Annotated in this window: 24 protein-coding genes; 15 read left to right on the top strand and 9 right to left on the bottom strand. The window is 67.6% G+C overall.

What is annotated here, in order from left to right:
* Nucleotides 1-14 precede the first annotated feature (14 nt).
* From coxB to ACSION_RS00705, 5 genes are read left to right on the top strand one after another with little or no spacing between them, the layout of a single operon-like run.
* The gene (coxB, locus tag ACSION_RS00725; protein WP_435304415.1) at nucleotides 15-947 is read left to right on the top strand and encodes a cytochrome c oxidase subunit II; all 933 of its coding nucleotides are present in this window, start codon (nucleotides 15-17) and stop codon (nucleotides 945-947) included.
* Between the two features lie 35 nt (nucleotides 948-982).
* Nucleotides 983-2,596, top strand: coding sequence for a cytochrome c oxidase subunit I (gene ctaD, locus ACSION_RS00720; protein WP_093294544.1), 1,614 nt, complete (start codon nucleotides 983-985; stop codon nucleotides 2,594-2,596).
* Nucleotides 2,597-2,615: 19 nt separating this feature from the next.
* A complete protein-coding gene (locus ACSION_RS00715; RefSeq protein WP_255412347.1) occupies nucleotides 2,616-2,750 on the top strand; it encodes a hypothetical protein in 135 nt (44 codons plus the stop codon).
* Complete coding sequence (locus tag ACSION_RS00710) at nucleotides 2,747-3,325, top strand: cytochrome c oxidase assembly protein (RefSeq protein WP_435304414.1); 579 nt, start codon at nucleotides 2,747-2,749, stop codon at nucleotides 3,323-3,325. The genes ACSION_RS00715 and ACSION_RS00710 overlap by 4 nt, the downstream gene beginning before the upstream one ends.
* Nucleotides 3,326-3,352: 27 nt before the next feature.
* Entirely contained in the window at nucleotides 3,353-4,231 is an 879-nt protein-coding gene (locus ACSION_RS00705; RefSeq protein WP_435304413.1) for a cytochrome c oxidase subunit 3, read from the top strand.
* 96 nt (nucleotides 4,232-4,327) lie between these two features.
* Here ACSION_RS00705 and ACSION_RS00700 read toward each other — a convergent pair whose 3' ends face one another.
* The gene (locus ACSION_RS00700; protein ID WP_093488724.1) at nucleotides 4,328-4,549 is read right to left on the bottom strand and encodes a twin transmembrane helix small protein; all 222 of its coding nucleotides are present in this window, start codon (nucleotides 4,547-4,549) and stop codon (nucleotides 4,328-4,330) included.
* Nucleotides 4,550-4,651: 102 nt separating this feature from the next.
* Between ACSION_RS00700 and ACSION_RS00695 the strand changes: the two genes are divergently transcribed.
* Genes ACSION_RS00695 through cyoE form a run of 4 tightly spaced genes read left to right on the top strand, consistent with a single transcriptional unit; the run spans nucleotide 4,652 to nucleotide 8,069 of the window.
* Entirely contained in the window at nucleotides 4,652-5,374 is a 723-nt protein-coding gene (locus ACSION_RS00695) for an SURF1 family protein (protein ID WP_435304412.1), read from the top strand.
* Between the two features lie 26 nt (nucleotides 5,375-5,400).
* Nucleotides 5,401-5,973, top strand: coding sequence for a hypothetical protein (locus ACSION_RS00690; protein WP_435304411.1), 573 nt, complete (start codon nucleotides 5,401-5,403; stop codon nucleotides 5,971-5,973).
* Nucleotides 5,974-5,998: 25 nt separating this feature from the next.
* Complete coding sequence (locus tag ACSION_RS00685; protein WP_435306632.1) at nucleotides 5,999-7,159, top strand: COX15/CtaA family protein; 1,161 nt, start codon at nucleotides 5,999-6,001, stop codon at nucleotides 7,157-7,159.
* A gap of 1 nt (nucleotide 7,160) precedes the next feature.
* Nucleotides 7,161-8,069, top strand: coding sequence for a heme o synthase (cyoE, locus tag ACSION_RS00680; protein WP_435304410.1), 909 nt, complete (start codon nucleotides 7,161-7,163; stop codon nucleotides 8,067-8,069).
* 4 nt (nucleotides 8,070-8,073) lie between these two features.
* On the opposite strand, the gene ACSION_RS00675 is transcribed toward cyoE, so the two are convergent.
* Complete coding sequence (locus ACSION_RS00675; protein ID WP_435304409.1) at nucleotides 8,074-8,577, bottom strand: fused DSP-PTPase phosphatase/NAD kinase-like protein; 504 nt, start codon at nucleotides 8,575-8,577, stop codon at nucleotides 8,074-8,076.
* A 12-nt stretch (nucleotides 8,578-8,589) separates the two neighbouring features.
* Complete coding sequence (gene dnaG, locus ACSION_RS00670; protein WP_435304408.1) at nucleotides 8,590-10,320, bottom strand: DNA primase; 1,731 nt, start codon at nucleotides 10,318-10,320, stop codon at nucleotides 8,590-8,592.
* Nucleotides 10,321-10,391: 71 nt separating this feature from the next.
* Here dnaG and dld point away from each other — a divergent pair, with 71 nt between their 5' ends.
* The gene (gene dld, locus ACSION_RS00665; protein WP_435306631.1) at nucleotides 10,392-12,080 is read left to right on the top strand and encodes a D-lactate dehydrogenase; all 1,689 of its coding nucleotides are present in this window, start codon (nucleotides 10,392-10,394) and stop codon (nucleotides 12,078-12,080) included.
* Nucleotides 12,081-12,083: 3 nt separating this feature from the next.
* On the opposite strand, the gene ACSION_RS00660 is transcribed toward dld, so the two are convergent.
* The 4 genes from ACSION_RS00660 to rpsU all read right to left on the bottom strand — a co-directional run bounded on the left by ACSION_RS00660 (nucleotide 12,084) and on the right by rpsU (nucleotide 14,361).
* Complete coding sequence (locus ACSION_RS00660; protein ID WP_435304407.1) at nucleotides 12,084-12,977, bottom strand: YihY/virulence factor BrkB family protein; 894 nt, start codon at nucleotides 12,975-12,977, stop codon at nucleotides 12,084-12,086.
* A 58-nt stretch (nucleotides 12,978-13,035) separates the two neighbouring features.
* On the bottom strand, nucleotides 13,036-13,530 hold the full coding sequence (locus ACSION_RS00655; RefSeq protein ID WP_435304406.1) for a GNAT family N-acetyltransferase: 495 nt from the start codon (nucleotides 13,528-13,530) through the stop codon (nucleotides 13,036-13,038).
* 41 nt (nucleotides 13,531-13,571) lie between these two features.
* Nucleotides 13,572-14,033 (bottom strand): GatB/YqeY domain-containing protein, encoded by a 462-nt coding sequence (locus ACSION_RS00650; RefSeq protein ID WP_093488706.1) that lies wholly within the window; start codon nucleotides 14,031-14,033, stop codon nucleotides 13,572-13,574.
* A gap of 112 nt (nucleotides 14,034-14,145) precedes the next feature.
* Nucleotides 14,146-14,361, bottom strand: coding sequence for a 30S ribosomal protein S21 (gene rpsU / locus ACSION_RS00645; RefSeq protein WP_002808376.1), 216 nt, complete (start codon nucleotides 14,359-14,361; stop codon nucleotides 14,146-14,148).
* Between the two features lie 134 nt (nucleotides 14,362-14,495).
* On the opposite strand from rpsU, the gene tsaD reads away from it, so the two are divergent.
* The 3 genes from tsaD to folK are packed head-to-tail and all read left to right on the top strand — an operon-like array spanning nucleotide 14,496 to nucleotide 16,446.
* Entirely contained in the window at nucleotides 14,496-15,536 is a 1,041-nt protein-coding gene (gene tsaD / locus ACSION_RS00640) for a tRNA (adenosine(37)-N6)-threonylcarbamoyltransferase complex transferase subunit TsaD (protein ID WP_435304405.1), read from the top strand.
* Nucleotides 15,537-15,592: 56 nt separating this feature from the next.
* Nucleotides 15,593-15,952 (top strand): dihydroneopterin aldolase, encoded by a 360-nt coding sequence (folB, locus tag ACSION_RS00635; RefSeq protein WP_056880159.1) that lies wholly within the window; start codon nucleotides 15,593-15,595, stop codon nucleotides 15,950-15,952.
* A gap of 2 nt (nucleotides 15,953-15,954) precedes the next feature.
* The gene (gene folK, locus ACSION_RS00630; RefSeq protein ID WP_435304404.1) at nucleotides 15,955-16,446 is read left to right on the top strand and encodes a 2-amino-4-hydroxy-6-hydroxymethyldihydropteridine diphosphokinase; all 492 of its coding nucleotides are present in this window, start codon (nucleotides 15,955-15,957) and stop codon (nucleotides 16,444-16,446) included.
* 4 nt (nucleotides 16,447-16,450) lie between these two features.
* Here folK and ACSION_RS00625 read toward each other — a convergent pair whose 3' ends face one another.
* Nucleotides 16,451-17,191: a pteridine reductase gene (locus tag ACSION_RS00625; RefSeq protein WP_435304403.1), complete on the bottom strand. Its 741-nt coding sequence runs from the start codon at nucleotides 17,189-17,191 to the stop codon at nucleotides 16,451-16,453.
* A 184-nt stretch (nucleotides 17,192-17,375) separates the two neighbouring features.
* Here ACSION_RS00625 and ACSION_RS00620 point away from each other — a divergent pair, with 184 nt between their 5' ends.
* Both ACSION_RS00620 and ACSION_RS00615 read left to right on the top strand, forming a co-directional pair.
* On the top strand, nucleotides 17,376-18,833 hold the full coding sequence (locus ACSION_RS00620; RefSeq protein WP_435304402.1) for a circularly permuted type 2 ATP-grasp protein: 1,458 nt from the start codon (nucleotides 17,376-17,378) through the stop codon (nucleotides 18,831-18,833).
* Nucleotides 18,833-19,774 (top strand): alpha-E domain-containing protein, encoded by a 942-nt coding sequence (locus tag ACSION_RS00615; RefSeq protein ID WP_435304401.1) that lies wholly within the window; start codon nucleotides 18,833-18,835, stop codon nucleotides 19,772-19,774. The genes ACSION_RS00620 and ACSION_RS00615 overlap by 1 nt, the downstream gene beginning before the upstream one ends.
* 5 nt (nucleotides 19,775-19,779) lie before the next feature.
* Here the strand turns inward: ACSION_RS00615 and ACSION_RS00610 are convergent, their stop codons facing one another.
* Nucleotides 19,780-19,971 (bottom strand): hypothetical protein, encoded by a 192-nt coding sequence (locus ACSION_RS00610; protein ID WP_435304400.1) that lies wholly within the window; start codon nucleotides 19,969-19,971, stop codon nucleotides 19,780-19,782.
* Nucleotides 19,972-19,975 lie beyond the last annotated feature (4 nt).

The following is a 19,975-nucleotide window of genomic DNA, read 5'->3' as shown; positions in this document are numbered from 1 at the left end:
TTGGGGTCTAGGCAATGACGCAAGTGAATGGGATGTGGAAGCGGTTGGTGACGGCGTGCTCGCTGCTGGCGATGCCGGCGCTGGCCTGGGCGCAGTCGGCCGACCCGAAGCCGTGGCAGCTGAACATGGGCAAGGGCGTCACCGCCTCGTCCCAGCACGCCTACGACGCGCACATGGTGGCGCTGTGGGTCTGCATCGTGATCGGCGTCATCGTGTTCGGCGCGATGGGCTATGCGATGTTCAAGTTCCGCAAGTCCAAGGGTGCGGTGGCCGCGCAGTTCAGCCACAACACCACGGCCGAGATCATCTGGACCGTCATCCCGGTGCTGATCCTGGTGGTCATGGCCTGGCCGGCGACCGCCAAGCTGATCGCCATGTACGACACCCGCAATGCCGAGATGACCGTCAAGGTCACTGGCTACCAGTGGATGTGGAAGTACGAGTACCTGGGCGAGGACGTCGCGTTCACCAGCCGCCTGGACCGTGAGTCCGACCGCATCCGCCAGAGCGGCGAGAAGCCCGACCTGGCCAAGAACCCGCACTACCTGCTGGACGTCGACAACCAGCTGGTGCTGCCGACCGACACCAAGATCCGTTTCGTGATCACCGCCGACGACGTCATCCACGCCTGGTGGGTGCCCGCGCTGGGCTGGAAGCAGGACGCGATCCCCGGCATCGTCAACGAGGCCTGGACCGACATCAAGGAACCCGGCATCTACCGTGGCCAGTGCGCCGAGCTGTGCGGCAAGGACCATGGCTTCATGCCGATCGTGGTGAAGGCCGTGCCGAAGGCCGAGTTCGAGCAGTGGCTGGCTTCGAAGAAGCCCGCCCCCGCCGCCGAGCCCGCGCCCGTCGCCGCACCCGTGGAAGCCGCACCGGCCGACGCCGTGCCGGCCGCCGAGACCGCCCCCGCCGCCGAGACCCCCGCGCCGTCGGCGCAGGGTTGATCGACCGTCCGAATTAGCTTCAAGAGAGTAAGCACATGGCCAACTCCGCCGTCGATCATCACGACGATCACCACGGTCACCAGCAGAGCTTCATCGAGCGGTGGTTCTTCTCCACGAACCACAAGGACATCGGTACTCTCTACCTGATCTTCAGCTTCATCATGTTCATCATCGGCGCAGGCATGTCGGTGGTGATTCGCGCCGAACTGATGGTGCCGGGCCTGCAGCTGGTCACGCCCGAGTTCTTCAACCAGATGACCACGGTGCACGCGCTGGTCATGATCTTCGGCGGCGTGATGCCGGCCTTCGTCGGCCTGGCCAACTGGATGATCCCGCTGCAGGTCGGCGCGCCTGACATGGCGCTGCCGCGCATGAACAACTGGTCCTTCTGGATCATGCCGTTCGCCTTCACCCTGCTGCTGGGCACGCTGTTCCTGCCGGGCGGCGCCCCGGCCGGTGGCTGGACGCTGTACCCGCCGCTGTCGCTGCAGGGCGGCGCGAACGTGGCGTTCACCATCTTCGCCATCCACATGATGGGCGTCAGCTCGATCATGGGCGCGATCAACATCATCGCCACCGTGCTGAACATGCGCGCCCCGGGCCTGGACCTGCTGAAGATGCCGATCTTCTGCTGGACCTGGCTGATCACCGCGTTCCTGCTGATCGCCGTGATGCCCGTGCTCGCCGGTGCCGTCACCATGCTGCTGACCGACAAGTTCTTCGGCACCAGCTTCTTCAACGCGGCCGGCGGCGGCGACCCGGTGATGTACCAGCACATCTTCTGGTTCTTCGGTCACCCCGAGGTCTACATCATGATCCTGCCGGCGTTCGGCGTGGTGTCGGAAATCATCCCGACCTTCAGCCGCAAGCCGCTGTTCGGCTACCAGGCCATGGTGTACGCGACCGCCTCGATCGCATTCCTGTCGTTCATCGTGTGGGCGCACCACATGTTCACGGTGGGCATGCCGCTGGGTGGCGAAATCTACTTCATGTTCGCCACCATGCTGATCGCGATCCCGACCGGCGTGAAGGTGTTCAACTGGGTCAGCACGATGTGGAAGGGCTCGCTGTCCTTCGAAACGCCGATGCTGTGGGCCGTGGGCTTCGTGATCCTCTTCAGCATCGGTGGCTTCTCCGGCCTGATGCTGGCGATCGTGCCGGCGGACTTCCAGTACCACGACACCTACTTCGTGGTGGCGCACTTCCACTACGTGCTGGTGACCGGCGCGCTGTTCTCCATCATCGCGGCGACCTACTACTGGTGGCCGAAGTGGACCGGCCGCATGTACAACGAGTTCTGGGGCAAGTTCCATTTCTGGTGGACGATCGTGTTCGTCAACCTGCTGTTCTTCCCGCAGCACTTCCTGGGCCTGGCCGGCATGCCGCGCCGCATCCCGGACTACAACCCGGTGTTCGCGGACTGGAACCTGATCAGCTCGATCGGCGCGTTCGGCATGTTCGCCACGCCGTTCATGATGGCCGCGATCCTGTGGGCCTCGCTGCGCAACGGCAAGAAGGCCGAGGCGCGTGCGTGGGAAAACGCCAAGGGCCTGGAGTGGACCGTGCCGTCGCCGGCGCCGCACCACACCTTCACCGTCCCGCCGGTCATCAAGGATGGCGACCTGGCGCACGGCGACGTGACCCACTGAGATCGTTGAGCCGTACCGCATGAACGCCCCCGCGCTGACTCCTGAGGAACTCGCGCGCCGCCGCAAGGCGGTGCTGCGGACCGCGTGGGTGATCGGCGGGATCGCGCTCGCGATCTTCGTGGCGTTCATCGCCCGCGCGGTGCTCAGCGCATGACTGCCGCGAAGTCCAATTCGGCGGGGCTGTTCAAGCTGGTGGGCGTGGCCGTGGCCGTGTTCGTGCTGACCTTCTCGCTGGTGCCGCTGTACCGCATCGCGTGCGAGAAGGTGTTCGGCATCCGCCTGGAGCAGGGCCCGGGCCAGGCCGCGGCGGTCGCCGCCGCCAAGGCCAAGCGCACGGTCACCGTGCAGTTCGACGGCGGCGTGAACTCCAAGTTGCCGTGGGCTTTCCATCCCGAGCAGCTGACCATGCAGGTCGTGCCCGGCGAGCTGTACGAAGCCAAGTATTTCGCCCGCAACGACAGCGAGCGCCCGATCGTGGGCAGCGCGGTGCCGTCCGTGGCGCCGGCGCGCGCGTCGGGCTATTTCACCAAGACCGAGTGCTTCTGCTTCACCGCCCAGACCCTGCAGGCCGGCGAAAGCCGCGACATGCCGGTCCGCTTCATCGTGGACCAAGACCTGCCGGCGGAAGTGAAGACGATCACCCTGTCGTATACCTTCTTCAAGAACGATGCACTGACCGCGCAGATCGGCACGGGCAACGCATCGCCCTCGCCGCTCGCGGCACCCTGATCACGTTTAGCAACCGGAAGCCACGCCATGGGACAAACCCATTCGCCAGACGCCAACATCTACTTCGTGCCGCACAGCTCCAAGTGGCCGTTCGTGGGTTCCATCGCCATGTTCGTCACCATGGTGGGCGTGGCCAACTGGCTCAATGATTCCGCCTGGGGCATGTGGGCGTTCTACGCCGGCGTCGTGATGCTGTGCGCCACGCTGTTCATGTGGTTCGGCGACGTGATCCGCGAGTCGGTCAGCGGCCACTACAACCGCCAGGTGGACGTGTCGTTCCGCATGGGCATGGTGTGGTTCATCTTCTCGGAAGTGATGTTCTTCGCGGCCTTCTTCGGCGCGCTGTTCTATGCCCGCACGCTGGCGTTGCCGTGGCTGGGCGGCGAAGGCGACGGCGTGATGACCAACAGCCTGCTGTGGGAAGGCTTCTCGGCCGCGTGGCCGAGCGCGGGTCCGGGCCAGGTCGGTGGCCAGTTCCAGACCATCCCGGCCTGGGGCCTGCCGCTGATCAATACGCTGATCCTGCTGACCTCGGGCGTGACCATCACCATCGCGCACCATGCGCTGAAGGCCGGCAACCGCAAGCAGCTGCTGATCTGGCTGGGCGCCACCGTGCTGCTGGGTTGCACGTTCCTGTTCTACCAGGCCGAAGAGTACATCCACGCCTACAAGGAACTGAACCTGACGCTGGGCTCCGGCATCTACGGTTCCACGTTCTTCATGCTGACCGGCTTCCACGGCATGCACGTGACGCTGGGCACCATCATGCTGGCGATCATCTGGTTCCGTTGCGCGAAGGGTCACTTCAGCAAGGACAACCATTTCGGTTTCGAAGCCGTCGCGTGGTACTGGCACTTCGTGGACGTGGTCTGGCTGGGCCTGTTCCTGTTCGTCTACGTGCTGTAAGCACGGGCGAGCCGAAAGAAGAAAGGGCCGGCATTGCCGGCCCTTTTTCTTTTCTTCACGGTTGGCGCGGCCGGTGGCGCGCGGGACAATGCGTGATCAGCCGGGATTGACACCGTGCGGCTGGATCCAGCCCATCTTGATGGCCAGGATCACCAGCAGGATCAGTCCGACGGACAGGGCGATACGGCGGGTCAGCGCGTTGACCGTGCGCTTGCTGTCGCTCTTGTCCACCAGCATGTAGTACAGGCCCGCGCCGAGGTTCCACACGATGACGATGAGGAAGGCGATGATCAGCAGGGTTTTAAGCGAATCGTTCATGGCGTCCTCGAGAGGTGCCGCAGCGGTGAGGTGCGCATTATCGCTCCGCCGCGGTGGGCCCGTGGTGGGTGCGACATTCGGACGCAGCCCGTGAGCCGGCGCATGCCGCTGCCGATCGGCTGGACCCTGGCCGTGCTGGCGATGTCGCTGTTCGGCAGCCTGGGCGCCTGGCAGCTGGGACGGGCGGACCAGAAGCACGCCATGCTGGCCGAAACCGCGCGCGTGCTGGCCGAGCGCCAGCCGCAGCCGCTGGCCATCGCCGCGGACGAGGGGCGCGCGAACCGCTACGACTGGGCCGAGGGCCACGGCCGCTTCGCGCCACGTCCCGCCATCCTGCTCGACAACCAGACCCGCGACCGCCAGGCCGGTGTGCGTGCGTACCGTGTCTTCCTGCCGGCGGGCGGTGGCGCGCCGGTGTTGGTCGAACTGGGATGGCTGCCGATCCCGGGCGATCGCCGGATGCCGGAGATCCCGCTGCCACCGAACGACCTGCGCGTCGCCGGCCTGCTGGTGCCGCCGCCGTCGGAAGGCATTGCCCACGCTGCGCCGAGCACCCAACCCGACGGCAGCCTGCTGGTCATCGCGCTGCAGCGGGATGCGCTGAAGGAGGCCCTGGGGCTGCCGGCGTTGGCGCCGCGCGTGCTGAAGCTCGACCCGGACCGACCGCTGGGCTATGCCCGCGACCTCGACATCCTGCCCAACACGCTGCCGCCGGAGCGCCACATCGGCTACGCCGTGCAGTGGTTCGGACTGGCCGCTGCCGTGTTCATCACTGCGCTGGTACTGACCTGGCGGTCCCGGCGTGCCGCCCGGCAGGGGCATTGAGCGGCGCGGCGTGAGAAAATAACGGCATGGACTCCAATTCGTTCGATCCCGCCCAGCGGCGCCGCGGGCGCTGGATGCTGGTCGGCCTGTTCGCCTTGTTCTTCGGCACCGTGTTCGGCGCCGGCGTGCTGCGCTTCGCCGGCTGGCAGCCGGCCGGGCACAAGAACCACGGCCAGATGCTGCAGCCACCCGCCGACGCGCGCGCCATCGTGCCCGTGCTGGCCGACGGCAGCCGCTACGACTGGAACCCCGCCGAGCGCGGTTGGCGCATCGTCGTCGCACCTCCCGCCAACTGCGCGCAGGCATGCCTGACGCTGGCCAACGACCTCGACAAGGTCTGGCAGTTGTTCGGCCACAACGCCGACGACGTCGACATCCTCTGGATCGGTGCGTATCCCGACGGTGCGCCGCGCCACTCGGCACTGCGCGTTGTCCGCGCCGACGATCCGCTGCGTGCCGCGTTGCCGCAGGTGGACGATCCGGCCGGCGTGCCGGTCTACGTGATCGATCCGCACGGCTTCGTGATCCTGCGCTACGCGCCCGGCTTCGACCCCGGCCACCTGCGCACCGACGTTTCCAAGCTGCTCAAGCTGATCTGAGCCGCACGCACGCTCCCTGACCATGATGACTTCCAACGACCGTCCCGAGATCGCGCGCCCCGTGATCTACAGACACTTCCATCGCATCGCCTGGCTGGCGGTGGCACTGACGCTGTGCGTCGTCGTGTTCGGCGCCTTCGTGCGTCTGTCCGACGCCGGCCTGAGTTGCCCTGACTGGCCGACCTGCTACGGCCGCGCGGCATGGCCGCAGGCGGTCGATGAAGCAGCTTCGCACGTGGCCAGCGAGATCCGTCCGTTCGAAACCCACAAGGCATGGCGCGAACAGGTCCATCGCCATCTCGCCGCATCGCTTGGCGTGCTGGTGCTGGTCCTCGCGCTGCTGGCCGCACGTCGCCGGCGCTGGGGCATGGCGCAGATCCTGGTGGCCGCAGGCCTCGTAGGTGCCGCGATTCCGCTGTACATGCACGGCGAACACGGCGCGGCATCCGCGCTGGCGATCCTGGGGGAAGCGATCCTGCTGTTCGCGGCCCTGCGCTGGTCGAACATCGACCTGGCACGCGCGGCGACGCTGACGCTGGCGGTGATCATCTTCCAGGCGTTGCTCGGCATGTGGACGGTGACGTGGCTGTTGAAACCCATCGTCGTGATGGGTCACCTGCTCGGCGGCCTGACCACGTTCTCGCTGCTGGTGTGGATGGCCTGGCGCGCCACCGATCGCCCGATCACCCTGGCGGACAGCACGGTGCTGCGGCGCTGGCTGATCGGCGGCCTGGTGCTGCTCGGCGTGCAGATCGCGCTGGGCGGTTGGGTGAGCGCCAACTACGCCGCGCTGGCCTGCGGCCTGGATTTCCCGAAGTGCGTCGGCCAGTGGGCGCCGCCGGCGGATTTCCGCGAAGGCTTCGTGCTATGGCGCGGGATCGGCGTGGACTATGAAGGTGGCGTGCTCGATGGCGCCTCGCGCATCGCGATCCAGCTGACCCACCGCATCATGGCGGTGATCGTCGCGCTCTACGTGCTGGCGCTGGCACTGCGCCTGTTCCGCACGCCGGGCATGCGCAGCTGGTCGCTGACACTGGCGGTGCTGGTGTGCGCGCAGGTCACGCTTGGCATCCTCAACGTGAAGCTCAACCTGCCGCTGCCGGTCGCGGTCGCGCACAACGCCGGCGCGGTGCTGCTGTTGTTCACGATGGTGTCGCTGGTCGCCCGCCTGCGCAAGCCCGACTGACATGGCCTCCACTTACCGCCAGTACTGGGACCTGACCAAGCCGCGCGTGGTGGCGCTGATCGTGTTCACCGCGATCGTCGGCATGTTCCTCGCGATCGATGGCCTGCCCGATGGCGCGCAGCTGGTGCGCGGGGCGCTCGGTTTCCTCGGCATCTGGCTGGCGGCCTCCAGCGCTGCGGCGATCAACCAGCTCCTGGACACGCGCATCGACGCCAAGATGGCGCGCACCTCGTGGCGCCCGCTGGTGCAGGGCCAGGTGAAGCCGTGGCAGGCGCTGGTCTTCGCGCTGGTGCTGGCGGCGCTGTCGATGGCGATCCTCGTGCTGTGGGTCAACACGATCACGGCGATCCTGACGTTCGCTTCGCTGATCGGTTACGCCGTGGTGTACACGGTGTTCCTGAAGCGCGCGACGCCGCAGAACATCGTCATCGGCGGCATCGCCGGCGCGGCGCCGCCGCTGCTGGGCTGGGCCACGATGACCGGCATGCAGGGCGAGTGGGACTGGCCGCATGCGCTGCTGTTGGTGCTGATCATCTTCGTGTGGACGCCGCCGCATTTCTGGGCGCTGGCGATCTTCCGTCGCGAAGACTACGCGCGCGCGCTGGTGCCGATGCTGCCGGTGACGCACGGCGTGACGTATACGCGCTGGCAGATCCTGTTCTACACCGTGCTGCTGGTGGAAGTGACCGTGTTGCCGGTGGTGTTCGGCATGAGCGGGTTCTTCTACCTGGGCGGCGCGCTGGTGCTGGGTTCGGTGTTCCTCTGGTACGCGTGGCGCCTGCTGAATCCGCCTGACGAGTTCTTCGCCATGCGCGTGTTCAACTATTCCATCGTCTACCTGATGGCGCTGTTCGCGTTCCTGCTCGCCGACCACTGGGTGATGCCGCTGCTGCGGCCGGCGATGGTCTAACGCCTTAGTTCGACTCCGCCGGGACAGGCGTGGCGAGCTGCTCCACCACCACCGGTTCCAGCGATTTCAGTCCGGCGGAACGACCCAGGGCCAGGGCTTCATCCGCGGACAGGCCATCCAGCTGCGCCGCGCCCAGCGCGAGCAGCGCGCCGACACGATTGCCGGACGCGCAATGCAGCAGCACTTCGCCCTCGCGGCCTTGCAGCAAAGCGTGCAGGGCCTGGGCCTTCTCCGCGCTGATGTCTTCCTTGCCGCTGATCGGCAGCGCGATGTAGCTCATGCCTAACGCTTCGACTTCGCGCGCCTCGTCATAGCCGCGGTCTTCCTGCGGGCCGCGCAGGTCGATCACCGTGCGCACGCCGTCGTCCTTGAGTCGCTTCAGCTCTTCGAGGGTCGGCTGCCCGCCGGTATGCAGGCCGGGACGTGGCTGGGTGAACTCGCCTGCCAGGGCGGTAGTGACGCACGCGGCGAGCAGGAAGGCGGACAGTAAACGGACCAGACGGCTCATGCGACGCTCCTCTCAATGACGACCGATGCGGGCCTGCAACAGGGTGCGCAGTTCGTACTTGTCGGCTTCGTCGAGCCCGACGTTGCGCTGCTTGGCCTGCAGTTCGTCCAGGCGCTGCTGCAGCATCTGCTTCTCCAGCTGCACGGCGGCGTCGAGCAGTTCGAGCCGCCAGCTTTCCTCGTCGCCGGGAAGATCCTGCATCGCCAGCTTCTGCAAAGCGGCTGCTTCATCCCGTTCGGCGAAATGTTCCAGCAATACACCGGTGGTGATGTCGGGACGCGCGTGGACCAGCGCGATCAGTTCCAGCAGCAGGTCCATGCCGGGCAGGCGCAAGGCAGAGAAGCCATGCGTGGATTCGATCGCTAGCGCGAGCGCAGGCTTGTGCAGCAGGCGCACGATGATGTGGCGGACAAGGCTGGGTTTCTGGCCCGGGCTCGTGGCAGCGGGACGACGCGCTGGCGCGGCCGGTGCCGGCGCGGCGGCGTTGCCTGCGCCCACGCCGGTCACCACGGTCAGTTGCTGCCGCATCAGGTCGCCGAAGGCACCATCGGGAATCTGCGCCAGCAGCGGGCGCGCGCGCTCGGCCAGGCGGGCCTTTCCGTCGAGCGTGGAGAGTTTGATGTCCTTGCCCAGTTCCTGGAAAAAGAACTCCGACAATGGCATCGCCTGCTGCAGGCGCGCGTCGAAGCCCGTCGCGCCTTCCTGCCGCACGATGGTGTCGGGGTCCTCGCCATCGGGAAGGAACAGGAAGAACGCCTGGCGTCCGTCCTTCATGCGCGGCAGCACCGATTCCAGTGCGCGCCACGCGGCACGCTGGCCCGCGGCATCGCCGTCGAAACAGAAGTACACGTCGGGCGCATTGCGGAACAGCAGCTCGGCGTGTTCCGGCGTGGTCGCCGTGCCCAGCGTGGCGACGGCTTCCTTCACCCCGAACTGGAACAGCGAGACCACGTCCATGTAGCCCTCCACCACCACCAGGCGCGCGATCTTCTGGTTGGCCTGCTTCACCTGCCACAGGCCGTAGAGTTCGCGACCCTTGTGGAACAGCGCGGTCTCGGGCGAGTTGAGGTACTTGGGGCCGTCGTCCTTCTGCAGCACGCGACCGCCGAAGGCGATCACGCGGCCGCGTCGGTCGTGGATGGGGAACATCACCCGGTCGCGGAACTTGTCGTAGACATGGCCGCGGTCGTTCTTCGAAAACAGGCCGGCGCGATCGAGCAACTTCATCCGGCGCTCGTCGGTGCCCAGCGCATCCTTCAATGCCGAGTAGCCATCCGGTGCATAGCCGATCATGAACTGCGTGCGGATCGCCGCGTCCACGCCGCGGCCATCGAGGTAGGTCTTCGCCTTCTCGCTACCGTCGAGGTTGCGCTGGAAGAAGCGTGCGGCCGCTTCCAGGGCATTGAAGAGGTCCTTGGTGTCGTTGTTCTCGTTGCGCTGCTGGGTCTCGCGCGGCACTTCCATGCCGTTGCGGCGCGCCAGCTCTTCCACCGCGTCGAGGAACTCGAGGCGGTCGTAGTTCATCAGGAACGACAACGCCGTACCGTGCGCGCCGCAGCCGAAGCAGTGGTAGAACTGCTTGGTCGGCGAGACCGTGAACGACGGCGAGCGCTCGTCGTGGAACGGGCAGCAGGCCGAATATTCCTTGCCCTGGCGCTTCAGCGGGACGCGCGCGCCCACCACCTCGACGATATCCGTCCGGGCGAGCAGTTCGTCGATGAAGGCGTCGGGGATGCGGGCCATGGGTCGCATAGGATGCCACGCCCGGCCGGGTCGCCGGGATCGCGCGCTACCATGCGGCCATGCCTGCAACGATGCCGTCCGACGAAGCCCTGCTGGCCCGCCTGCGCGAGGCCGTGGGCGCGGCGCACGTACTGACCGGCGCGCGGGCGACGCGCCGCTACCGCAAAGGCTACCGCTTCGGCGACGGCCCGGTACTGGCCGTCGTGCGTCCCGGCACGCTGCTCGCGTTGTGGCGCGTCCTGGAAGCCGCCGTGCAGGCGGACCGTATCGTCCTGATGCAGGCGGCGAACACCGGCCTCACCGGCGGCTCGACGCCGGATGGCGACGGCTACGACCGCGGCATCGTGCTGGTCAGCACGCAGCGGCTGGCCGGCGTGCAGGTGATCGACGGCGGCCGCCAGGTGGTCTGCCTACCGGGCGCGACCTTGGACGTGCTGGAGAAGGCGCTCGCACCGCTGGGACGCGAGCCGCATTCGGTGATCGGCTCGTCGTGCATCGGTGCGTCCGTGCTGGGCGGCGTGTGCAACAACTCCGGTGGTGCGCTGGTGCGTCGTGGTCCGGCGTACACGGAACTGGCGCTGTATGCGCAGCGCGGCGGCGACGGCGTGCTGCGGCTGGTCAACCACCTGGGCATCGCGCTCGGCGACACGCCGGAAGAAATCCTGACCCGCCTGCAGGCCGGCGACTATGCGCCGGCGGACGTGGTCCACGACGCCGCGCGCGCTGCGTCCGACCCGCACTATGCGGCCCACGTGCGCCAGGTCGATGCAGGCACGCCGGCGCGCTACAACGCCGATGCGGCACGCCTGCACGAGGCGTCCGGTTGCGCGGGCCGGCTGGCGGTGTTCGCGGTGCGGCTGGATACGTTCGAGAAGGACGACGCATCGGTCTTCTACATCGGTAGCAACGATCCCGACGACCTCACCGGCGTGCGCCGGCATCTGCTGACCGCGGCCGAACGCCTGCCGATCTCGGGCGAATACCTCCATCGCGATGCCTTCGACATCGGCGACCGGTATGGCAAGGACACGTTCCTGTTGATCGACCGCTTCGGCACCGATCGCGTACCGGCGGCGTTCGCGCTGAAGAGCCGCATCGACGGCTGGTGCGAACGCTGGGGCCTGCGCGGCCTGACCGACCGCGTGCTGCAGACCGTATCCGGATGGCTGCCCGATCATCTTCCGCCGCGCCTGCGCGATTTCCGCGCGCGCTACGAACATCATCTGCTGCTCAAGGTGTCGGCGCGGGACGCAGGCACCACGCACGATTTCCTCGAACGCTTCTTCGCCCACCACGAAGGCTCGTTCTTCGCCTGCGATGCCGACGAAGGGCGCAAGGCGTTCCTGCACCGCTTCGCCGTGGCCGGTGCCGCCGTGCGCTACCGCGAGGTGCATCGCACGGAGGTGGAGGACATCGTCGCGCTCGATGTCGCCCTTCGCCGCGACGACCGCGACTGGGTGGAAACCCTGCCTGCCGCGCTGGCCGACACGATGGTCGCGCGTCTCTACTACGGGCACTTCTTCTGCCACGTCTTCCACCAGGACTACATCGTGCGGCGGGGAACGGATCCGCTTGCGGTGGAGCATGCGCTCTGGAAGCTGCTGGATGCGCGCGGCGCCGAGTATCCGGCCGAACACAACGTCGGCCATCTCTATCCGGCCAAGCCGGCGCTCGCGGCGTTCTATCGCACGCTGGACCCCACCAATACCTTCAATCCCGGCATCGGCCAGACCAGCAAGCGCGCCGACTGGGGGGAATGATGTTCAGGCCGCGGCCTGCGCCCTGGCCAACGTGCGGGCGCGCTGGCGTTCGTCGATCACCGCCGTGATCAGCGCACCGGCGAAGAACACCACGCTGGCGTAGTAGATCCAGACCAGCAGCAATACCAACGCGCCCATCGAGCCATAAGCGCTCCCGGGCGCCGCTTCGGCCAGGTAGAAGCCGATCAGGTACCGTCCGCCTGCGAACAGCAGGGCCGTGATCGCGCCGCCCAGGAAGGCGCGCGACCACGCCACGCGACGGTCCGGCAGGTAGTGGTAGAAGAAGGCGAAAGCGAGCGCGTACAGCAGCAGGGTGCTGCCGTAACCGAGCGCCGGCAGCAACGACGGCAGGCGTGCGAAGGCCACCTGCAGCGCCGTGGTGGCGATCATCGACACGATCAGCAGGAAGCCGATCGCCAGCACCACGCCCAGCGAGAACACCCGCTTCTTCAACCACGCCACCAGTCCGTTCAGGCGTTGCGCGTCGGTGCGGAAGATCAGGTTCAACGCGCCCTGCAACTGGGCGAACACGACGGTGGCGCCGACCAGCAACAGGCCGGTGCTCCACAGGCCTGCCAGCGAACCGATGTCAGGGCGCGCGTCGGCGTTGCGGATCACCGTCTCGGCGACGGCGGCGGCATCGGGGCCCGCGAGCTGGGCGATCTGGTCCAGCAGCGACTGTTGCGCAGGCGGGTAGAGCGAGGCGGTCAGCCACAGCAGCAGGATCAGCAACGGCGCCAGCGACAGCAGCGCGTAGAACGAGAGCGATGCCGCCTGCGTCATCAGGTCGGTGTCGATGAAGCGGCGCAGCAACGCCACGGGCAGGCTGCGCTCGGCGCGCGCACCGAGGTGCTGCAGGCGTTTCCGGATCGCGGGAAGGCGGGCAGGCGTGTGCATGGGCCGAGGGTGGCCCGTGGCGTGTCAGCGCTTCGTTAGCGCGGCGTGGTGAGGACGTTTACGGGGATGCGTCGGCCAGCGCGCGCAAGGCGTCGCCACTGACGCGCTGCACGGTCCATTCGTCCATGCCGGTGGCGCCCAGGCGGCGGTAGAAGTCGATGGCCGGCGTGTTCCAGTCCAGCACCGACCATTCGAAGCGCCCGCAGCCGCGTTCCAGCGCAAGCCGCGCCAGGTGCACCATCAGGCGTTTGCCCAGCCCCAGGCTGCGGTAACGGGGATAGACGAAGAGATCTTCCAGGTACAGCCCCGGCTGCCCAAGGAAGGTCGAGAAGCTGTGGAAGAACAGGGCGAAGCCGGCCGGCGTGCCGTCGGCCTCGGCGATGACGACTTCGGCCGCAGGCCGTGCGCCGAACAGGTGCGTTTCCAGCAGCGCCGGCGTGGCGACGGCCTCGTGGGCGAGCTTTTCGTACTCGGCCAGGCCGCGGATGAAATCGAGGATCTGCGGGATGTCGGCGCGGGTGGCCGGGCGCAGCGTGATCGAGGGGGTCTCCATGGCGTCAGGATGCCATGGAGACGTTCCCGGGGCGGTCTGGCTCAGCCCGCCAGCTTCTTCTTGATCAGCGCGGAGACCTGGCCCATGTCGGCCTGGCCGGCGAGGCGCGGCTTCAGCACGCCCATCAGCTTGCCCATGTCGGCCGGGCCGGGTGCGCCGCCGCTTTCAAGGGTGATGCTGGCGACGGCCGCCTCGATGGCGGCCAGGATCTCGGCTTCACCCAGCTTGGCCGGCAGGTAGGTATCGATCACGACCAGCTCGGCGCGCTCGATGGCCGCCAGATCCTCACGGTTGGCGGCTTCGAACTGGCTGACCGAGTCCTTGCGCTGCTTGACCATCTTTTCCAGCACGGCCAGCACGGCGGCGTCATCCAGCTCGATGCGCTCGTCCACTTCACGCTGCTTGATGGCGGCGTTGATCAGGCGGATGACCGCCAGGCGGTCCTTCTCGCCGGCCTTCATCGCGGCCTTCATGTCATCGGTGAGCTGCTGTTTCAGGGACATGGTGTGCTCCGGGGGAACGGGGAGGGCGTGGCACGGGGGGAGCCGTGGGACGCCAAAAACACAAAAAGCCGGCGACGCTCGCGCGTGCCGGCTTCTTGCGAAGCGACGCGGCTCAGTACAGGCGCTGGCGCTTGGTGACGTCGCGCGAGCTGCGACGCAGCTGACGCTTCACCGCAGCAGCGGCCTTGCGCTTGCGCTCCTGGGTCGGCTTCTCGTAGAACTCGCGCTTGCGGGTTTCGGCCAGGACGCCGGCCTTTTCGCAGGTGCGCTTGAAGCGACGCAGCGCAAACTCAAACGGCTCGTTTTCGCGGACTTTGACGCTGGGCATACGTAATCTCGGTGGTCTAAACGGCCCGGGCACGCCGGGTGAGCCGCGTATTATAGCGACCGGAGCCGTCGCTGCAACCCACCCCGGCCACCTGCCGGCTTGCCCCTCCCCCTCCCGGACCCCACATCGTTCCCATGAAAGTCCTCGGCATCGAAACCAGCTGCGACGAAACCGGCGTGGCCGTCTACGACACCGGCCTGTCCGGCGCCGCCGGCCTGCGGGCCCATGCGGTCTACAGCCAGATCGCCCTGCATGCCGAATACGGCGGCGTGGTCCCGGAACTGGCCAGCCGAGACCACGTGCGCAAGCTGCTGCCGCTGATCCGGCAGACCTTGGCCGAGGCCGGGCTGGAGACCGGGGACCTGGAGGGCGTGGCCTACACGGCCGGCCCGGGGCTGGTCGGTGCCCTGCTGGTGGGCGCCGGCGTGGCCCGGTCGCTGGCGTGGGCGCTGGACGTGCCGGCCGTGGCGGTCCATCACATGGAAGGCCACCTGCTGGCCCCGCTGATGGAAGACAACCCGCCCGAGCCCCCGTTCGTGGCGCTGCTGGTGTCCGGCGGCCATACCCAGCTGGTGGCCGTGGATGCGATCGGGCGCTACCGCCTGCTCGGCGAAACCCTGGACGACGCGGCGGGCGAAGCCTTCGACAAGACCGCCAAGATGATGGGCCTGCCGTACCCCGGCGGCCCCCAGTTGGCCGCGCTGGCCGAGCAGGGCACACCCGGCCGGTTCAGGTTCGCCCGGCCGATGACCGACCGTCCCGGGCTGGACTTCAGTTTCTCCGGCCTGAAGACACAGGTGTTGCTGGCCTGGCGCGACAGCGACCAGGCGGCGCAGACGCGCGCCGACATCGCGCGCGGGTTCGAAGATGCCGTGGTCGATACGCTGGCGATCAAGTGCGAGCGCGCGCTGGACGCGGCGGGCAGCGACATCATCGTCGTCGCCGGCGGCGTGGGCGCCAACAAGCGGCTGCGCGCGAAGTTGCAGGAGATCGCCGCCAAGCGAGGCGGCCGCGCGTGCTTCCCGCGTCCTTCGCTGTGCACCGACAACGGCGCGATGATCGCCTTCGCCGGCGCGCTGCGGCTGGAGGCCGGTCAGCACGAGACGCCGGAGGTGAAGGTCACACCGCGTTGGGACATGGCCACATTGCCGCAGGTGACCGCGCGCGCGGGATGACGGAGCTGTCGCGGTTTGCCGTTACCATGCGCGCATTCCGTCATCTGTAGCCCGTCATGGACATCGTTTTCATCGAAGACCTGCGCATCGAGACCGTCATCGGCATCTACGACTGGGAGCGCGGCATCCGTCAGACCGTGGCGCTGGACGTGGAAATGGCCTTCGACAACCGCGTGCCGGCCGCCAGCGACGACATCGCGCACACGCTGGACTACAAGGCCGTGTCCAAGCGGCTGATCTCGTTCGTCGAAGAAGCGAACTTCGGGCTGGTCGAGACGCTGGCCGAGCGCTGCGCCGGCATCATCCGCGACGAGTTCGGGGTGGCCTGGGTGCGGCTCAAGCTCAGCAAGCCCGGTGCCGTTACCGGCGCACGCAACGTCGGCGTGCTGATCGAACGCGGCACGCGGCCAGACTGACCGTGGGTCTCGCCTACCTCAGCCTGGGCAGCAATGTGGCGCCCGAACACCACCTGCGGGTCGCCATCGATGCCCTCCGCACGCGATTCGGTGACGTGCGCCTGTCGCCGGTGTATCGCACGCGCTCGGTCGGCTTCGATGGCACCGACTTCCTCAATGCCGCTGCGGTGATCGAGAGCGACCTCGACCCGTTCGCGCTCAACGATTGGCTGCATGCGCTCGAGGATGCGCACGGCCGCGATCGCAGTGGGCCGCGCTTCTCCGACCGTACGCTGGATATCGACATCGTCTTCTACGACGACCTGGTGCTGCAGGCCCCGGGCAATCTGCGCCTGCCGCGCGATGAACTGAAGCATGCGTTCGTGCTGCTGCCGTTGGCGGACATCGCGCCCGACAAGATCGATCCGCGCAACGGCATGACGTTGCAGGCCTTGTGGGGCGCGCATCCCGATCGCATGTCGCCGCCCGAACCCGTGGCGATCGACGCCGGCTGACGCCTCAACCCAGGGCGCGGCCGCCATCCACGTGGAGGGTTTGCCCGGTCACGTAGCTGGCCGCGTCGCTCAGCAGCCAGGCGACCGTTGCGGCGATATCGGCGGGCTCGCCGATTCGGCCCAGCGGCGTCTGCGCGAGCAGCTTCGCCTGCAGCGCCGGGTCGATACCGCCATCGGGCCACAGGATCGCGCCGGGCGAGACCGCATTCACGCGCACGTCGGGGCCCATCGAAACAGCGAGCCCGCGCGTGATCGCGAGCAGTGCGGCCTTCGAAGCGGCGTAGACCGCCAGGTCCGCGCGCGGACGCTCGGCATAGATGTCGGCGATGTTGACGATGGCGCCGCGCGCCGCCTTCAAGTGCGCCGCCGCCGCCTGCGCGAGGAAGAACGGTGCGCGCGCATTCACGGCGAACAGTTCGTCCCACTGCGCCGGCGTGGCCATGCCGGCGGGCGTCGGATAGAACGCCGATGCATTGTTGACCAAGGCATCGAGGCGACCGTAGTGGCCGACCGTCCTTGCGACGAGCTCGGGCAAGCGATCGAAGTCGGCCAGCTCGGCCTGCAGTGCCAGCGTGCTGCCGGGACGGGCCGACTCCAGTTCGTCCACCAGTGCCTGCATGTCGGAGGATGACGCGCGGTAATGCAGCGCCAGGTCGTGGCCGTCGACATGCAGGCGGCGCGCGATCGCCGCGCCGACACGGCGGGCGGCACCGGTGATCAGGACGACGCGACGCGTGGCGGACATGGCGGGCTCCCGTGCAGAGGCCGACATTGTCCCTGCTTTGCACCGGAATGGCGCAAAGCGATGCCGATGGATGTGAGTCGAGCATGTCGCCGCGCGAATGCTTGACGGCGCGCACGCCGACCGTGCATGTTGCGACGCATCACCCCTCGCCGGATGTGCCGGCCGGGGACAGTGGAAAGGGCGAATGGACTGGGCGAAGTACCGCACCACGACCTTTGACGAACTGATCCAGGCCGATGGACGGCCGCGACCGGCCGCGCGCCGCCTGGTGGAATACCTGGCCGGGCTCTCCGGCCGCGAAATCGCCGAACGCCAGCTTGCCGCCGACGTGGTGGCGCGCGTGCAGGGCATCACCTTCACCGTGTACTCCGACGGCCGCAACGTCGACCGCACGCTACCGTTCGACCTGATCCCGCGCATCATCCCGCTCAGCGAGTGGCAACGTACCGAAGCCGGCCTGAAGCAGCGCATGCGCGCGCTGAACCTGTTCATCGGCGACATCTACGGCAAGCAGCAGATCGTCAAGGACAAGGTGTTCCCGGCGATGCTGCTGAAGGATTCGGTGAACTTCCGCGAGCAGTGCGTCGGCATCGCGCCGCCGCTCGGCGTGTGGGCGCACATCTGCGGCTCGGACCTGGTGCGCGACGGCGATGGCACGCTGTACGCGCTGGAGGACAACCTGCGCATCCCGTCCGGCGTGAGCTACATGCTGGAAAACCGCATGGTGGCCAAGCGCGTGTTCCCGGAGTTGTTCGAGACCAGTTCGATCCTGCCGGTGGACGAATACCCCAGCCAGCTGTACGACACGCTCGCCGCGTTGTCGCCGCGCCCGGGCGATACGCCGGTGATCGCGCTGCTGACGCCGGGTGTGTTCAACAGTGCCTACTTCGAACACGCGTACCTGGCCCAGGCGATGGGCATCGAGCTGGTCGAAGGCAGCGACCTGTTCGTCGCCGACGACGACTGCACCTACATGCGCACCGTGTACGGCCCCAAGCGGGTGGACGTGGTGTACCGCCGCGTGGACGACCTCTTCATCGATCCCGACGTGTTCCACCCCGACTCCGTGCTCGGCGTACCCGGGCTGATCCGTAGCTGGCGCGCGGGCAAGGTGGCACTGGCCAATGCGCCGGGCGCGGGCGTGGCCGACGACAAGGTGGTCTTCGCCTACGTGCCGAAGATGATCAAGTACTACCTGGACGAGGACCCCATCCTGCCGAACGTACCCAGCTACCTCTGCCACAACGCGAAGGAGCGCAAGTACGTGCTGGAGAACATCGAGAAGCTGGTGGTGAAGCCGGCCAACGAATCGGGTGGCTACGGCATGCTGATCGGTCCGCGTTCCACCAAGCGCCAGCGGGAGAAATTCAAGGCGCTGATCGAAGCGAATCCGCGCAACTACATGGCGCAGCCGACGCTGGCGCTGTCCACCGCGCCCATCGTCACCAAGCAGGGGCCGGCGCCTCGCCACATCGACCTGCGTCCGTTCGTGCTGTCGCGCCAGGACACCTACGTCACCACGGGTGGCCTGACGCGCGTGGCGATGGTGAAGGGCTCGCTGGTGGTGAACTCGTCGCAGGGCGGCGGCGCCAAGGACACGTGGGTGGTGGACCTGTCCGACGACGACGGGGAGGAAGGCTGATGCTGTCGCGCGTCGCCGACAACCTGTACTGGTTCAGCCGCTACGTGCGGCGGGCCGAGAACACCGCGCGCCTGGTGGGCGTAGGCAGCCAGCTCCAGCTCGACATGCCGCGCTCCGTGCGCTTCGCGTGGCGGCCGATGATCGACACGGTCGGCGCGGGCGAGTGCTTCGAACAATGCTATCCAACGACGGCGGAAGCGGCGGGCGATGCGGACGTGATCCGTTTCCTCCTGCTGGACGAGCGCAATCCGTCCTCGCTGCGCACCTCGGTGGATTCGGCCCGCGAGATCCTGCGCAGCATCCGCGATACGCTGCCGCAGGATGTGTGGGAGGCGATCAACGACCTGCATCTCTACATCGCTGCGCAGGGCGAACGCAGCCTCAGCCGGCGGTACCGGTTGGAATTCCTGCAGCGCATCGTCGACGGTTGCCTCAAGGTGTCGGGCCTGTTGAGCGCCAACGTCAGCCGCGACATCGGGTACCAGTTCCTGCGCCTGGGCACGGGCCTGGAGCAGGCCGACATGACCACGCGCATCATGGACGCCGGTGCATCCGGTCTGGTGACGCCGCGCAACGAGGACGACCGCGAGGCGTTCCAGAACATGCAATGGATGAGCGTGCTGCGCTCGCTGGCCGGCTACCAGATGTTCCGTCGGCACGTGCGCCAGCGCGTCACCGCCGAACTGGCGCTGCGGTTCCTGCTGCAAAACAACGAGTTCCCGCGCAGCGTGCACTTCTGCCTGTCGCGCGTGCAGAGCGTGTTGCCGACGATGCCGCCGCGTCCCGGCGTGGACCGTCACCTCAACCGTGTCATCGGCCTGACCCGCAACGCCGACCCTGCCGTCCTCGCGACGCGCAATCCCGCGCAGTTCATGGATCAGATCCAGGTGCATCTGGGCGCGTTGCATGACGCCATCGCGGAAGGGTACTTCCACGGCTGATGCCGTCAGTCGTGGCGGGTACGCCACGCGGCGGCGGAGATGGCGGCGAGCTTGCTCGCGATCAGCACCCCCGCGATACCCGCCACGACCCGCCAGGGCGGCGGTATCCACCAGGCCAGGCTGAAGACGGTGAGGCCGAGGCCCGCGCAAAACACGAGCATCGCGACGACCCAGGGCTTCAGGTCGTTCGCGGCCATCGCT

This window comes from Pseudoxanthomonas sp. LjRoot125 (assembly GCF_964252705.1).
Lineage (GTDB): Bacteria > Pseudomonadota > Gammaproteobacteria > Xanthomonadales > Xanthomonadaceae > Pseudoxanthomonas_A.
The sequence above is the reverse complement of the archived record's forward strand: the minus strand, read 5'-3'. Positions and strand labels throughout refer to the sequence as shown.

Excerpts from the sequence above, each read along its gene's own strand:
- coxB (WP_435304415.1), top strand. The coding sequence starts at position 15 with ATGACGCAAGTGAATGGGATGTGGAAGCGGTTGGTGACGGCGTGCTCG.
- ctaD (WP_093294544.1), top strand. The coding sequence starts at position 983 with ATGGCCAACTCCGCCGTCGATCATCACGACGATCACCACGGTCACCAG.
- ACSION_RS00715 (WP_255412347.1), top strand. The coding sequence starts at position 2,616 with ATGAACGCCCCCGCGCTGACTCCTGAGGAACTCGCGCGCCGCCGCAAG.
- ACSION_RS00710 (WP_435304414.1), top strand. The coding sequence starts at position 2,747 with ATGACTGCCGCGAAGTCCAATTCGGCGGGGCTGTTCAAGCTGGTGGGC.
- ACSION_RS00705 (WP_435304413.1), top strand. The coding sequence starts at position 3,353 with ATGGGACAAACCCATTCGCCAGACGCCAACATCTACTTCGTGCCGCAC.
- ACSION_RS00700 (WP_093488724.1), bottom strand. The coding sequence starts at position 4,549 with ATGAACGATTCGCTTAAAACCCTGCTGATCATCGCCTTCCTCATCGTC.
- ACSION_RS00695 (WP_435304412.1), top strand. The coding sequence starts at position 4,652 with ATGCCGCTGCCGATCGGCTGGACCCTGGCCGTGCTGGCGATGTCGCTG.
- ACSION_RS00690 (WP_435304411.1), top strand. The coding sequence starts at position 5,401 with ATGGACTCCAATTCGTTCGATCCCGCCCAGCGGCGCCGCGGGCGCTGG.
- ACSION_RS00685 (WP_435306632.1), top strand. The coding sequence starts at position 5,999 with ATGACTTCCAACGACCGTCCCGAGATCGCGCGCCCCGTGATCTACAGA.
- cyoE (WP_435304410.1), top strand. The coding sequence starts at position 7,161 with ATGGCCTCCACTTACCGCCAGTACTGGGACCTGACCAAGCCGCGCGTG.
- ACSION_RS00675 (WP_435304409.1), bottom strand. The coding sequence starts at position 8,577 with ATGAGCCGTCTGGTCCGTTTACTGTCCGCCTTCCTGCTCGCCGCGTGC.
- dnaG (WP_435304408.1), bottom strand. The coding sequence starts at position 10,320 with ATGGCCCGCATCCCCGACGCCTTCATCGACGAACTGCTCGCCCGGACG.
- dld (WP_435306631.1), top strand. The coding sequence starts at position 10,392 with ATGCCGTCCGACGAAGCCCTGCTGGCCCGCCTGCGCGAGGCCGTGGGC.
- ACSION_RS00660 (WP_435304407.1), bottom strand. The coding sequence starts at position 12,977 with ATGCACACGCCTGCCCGCCTTCCCGCGATCCGGAAACGCCTGCAGCAC.
- ACSION_RS00655 (WP_435304406.1), bottom strand. The coding sequence starts at position 13,530 with ATGGAGACCCCCTCGATCACGCTGCGCCCGGCCACCCGCGCCGACATC.
- ACSION_RS00650 (WP_093488706.1), bottom strand. The coding sequence starts at position 14,033 with ATGTCCCTGAAACAGCAGCTCACCGATGACATGAAGGCCGCGATGAAG.
- rpsU (WP_002808376.1), bottom strand. The coding sequence starts at position 14,361 with ATGCCCAGCGTCAAAGTCCGCGAAAACGAGCCGTTTGAGTTTGCGCTG.
- tsaD (WP_435304405.1), top strand. The coding sequence starts at position 14,496 with ATGAAAGTCCTCGGCATCGAAACCAGCTGCGACGAAACCGGCGTGGCC.
- folB (WP_056880159.1), top strand. The coding sequence starts at position 15,593 with ATGGACATCGTTTTCATCGAAGACCTGCGCATCGAGACCGTCATCGGC.
- ACSION_RS00625 (WP_435304403.1), bottom strand. The coding sequence starts at position 17,191 with ATGTCCGCCACGCGTCGCGTCGTCCTGATCACCGGTGCCGCCCGCCGT.
- ACSION_RS00620 (WP_435304402.1), top strand. The coding sequence starts at position 17,376 with ATGGACTGGGCGAAGTACCGCACCACGACCTTTGACGAACTGATCCAG.
- ACSION_RS00615 (WP_435304401.1), top strand. The coding sequence starts at position 18,833 with ATGCTGTCGCGCGTCGCCGACAACCTGTACTGGTTCAGCCGCTACGTG.
- ACSION_RS00610 (WP_435304400.1), bottom strand. The coding sequence starts at position 19,971 with ATGGCCGCGAACGACCTGAAGCCCTGGGTCGTCGCGATGCTCGTGTTT.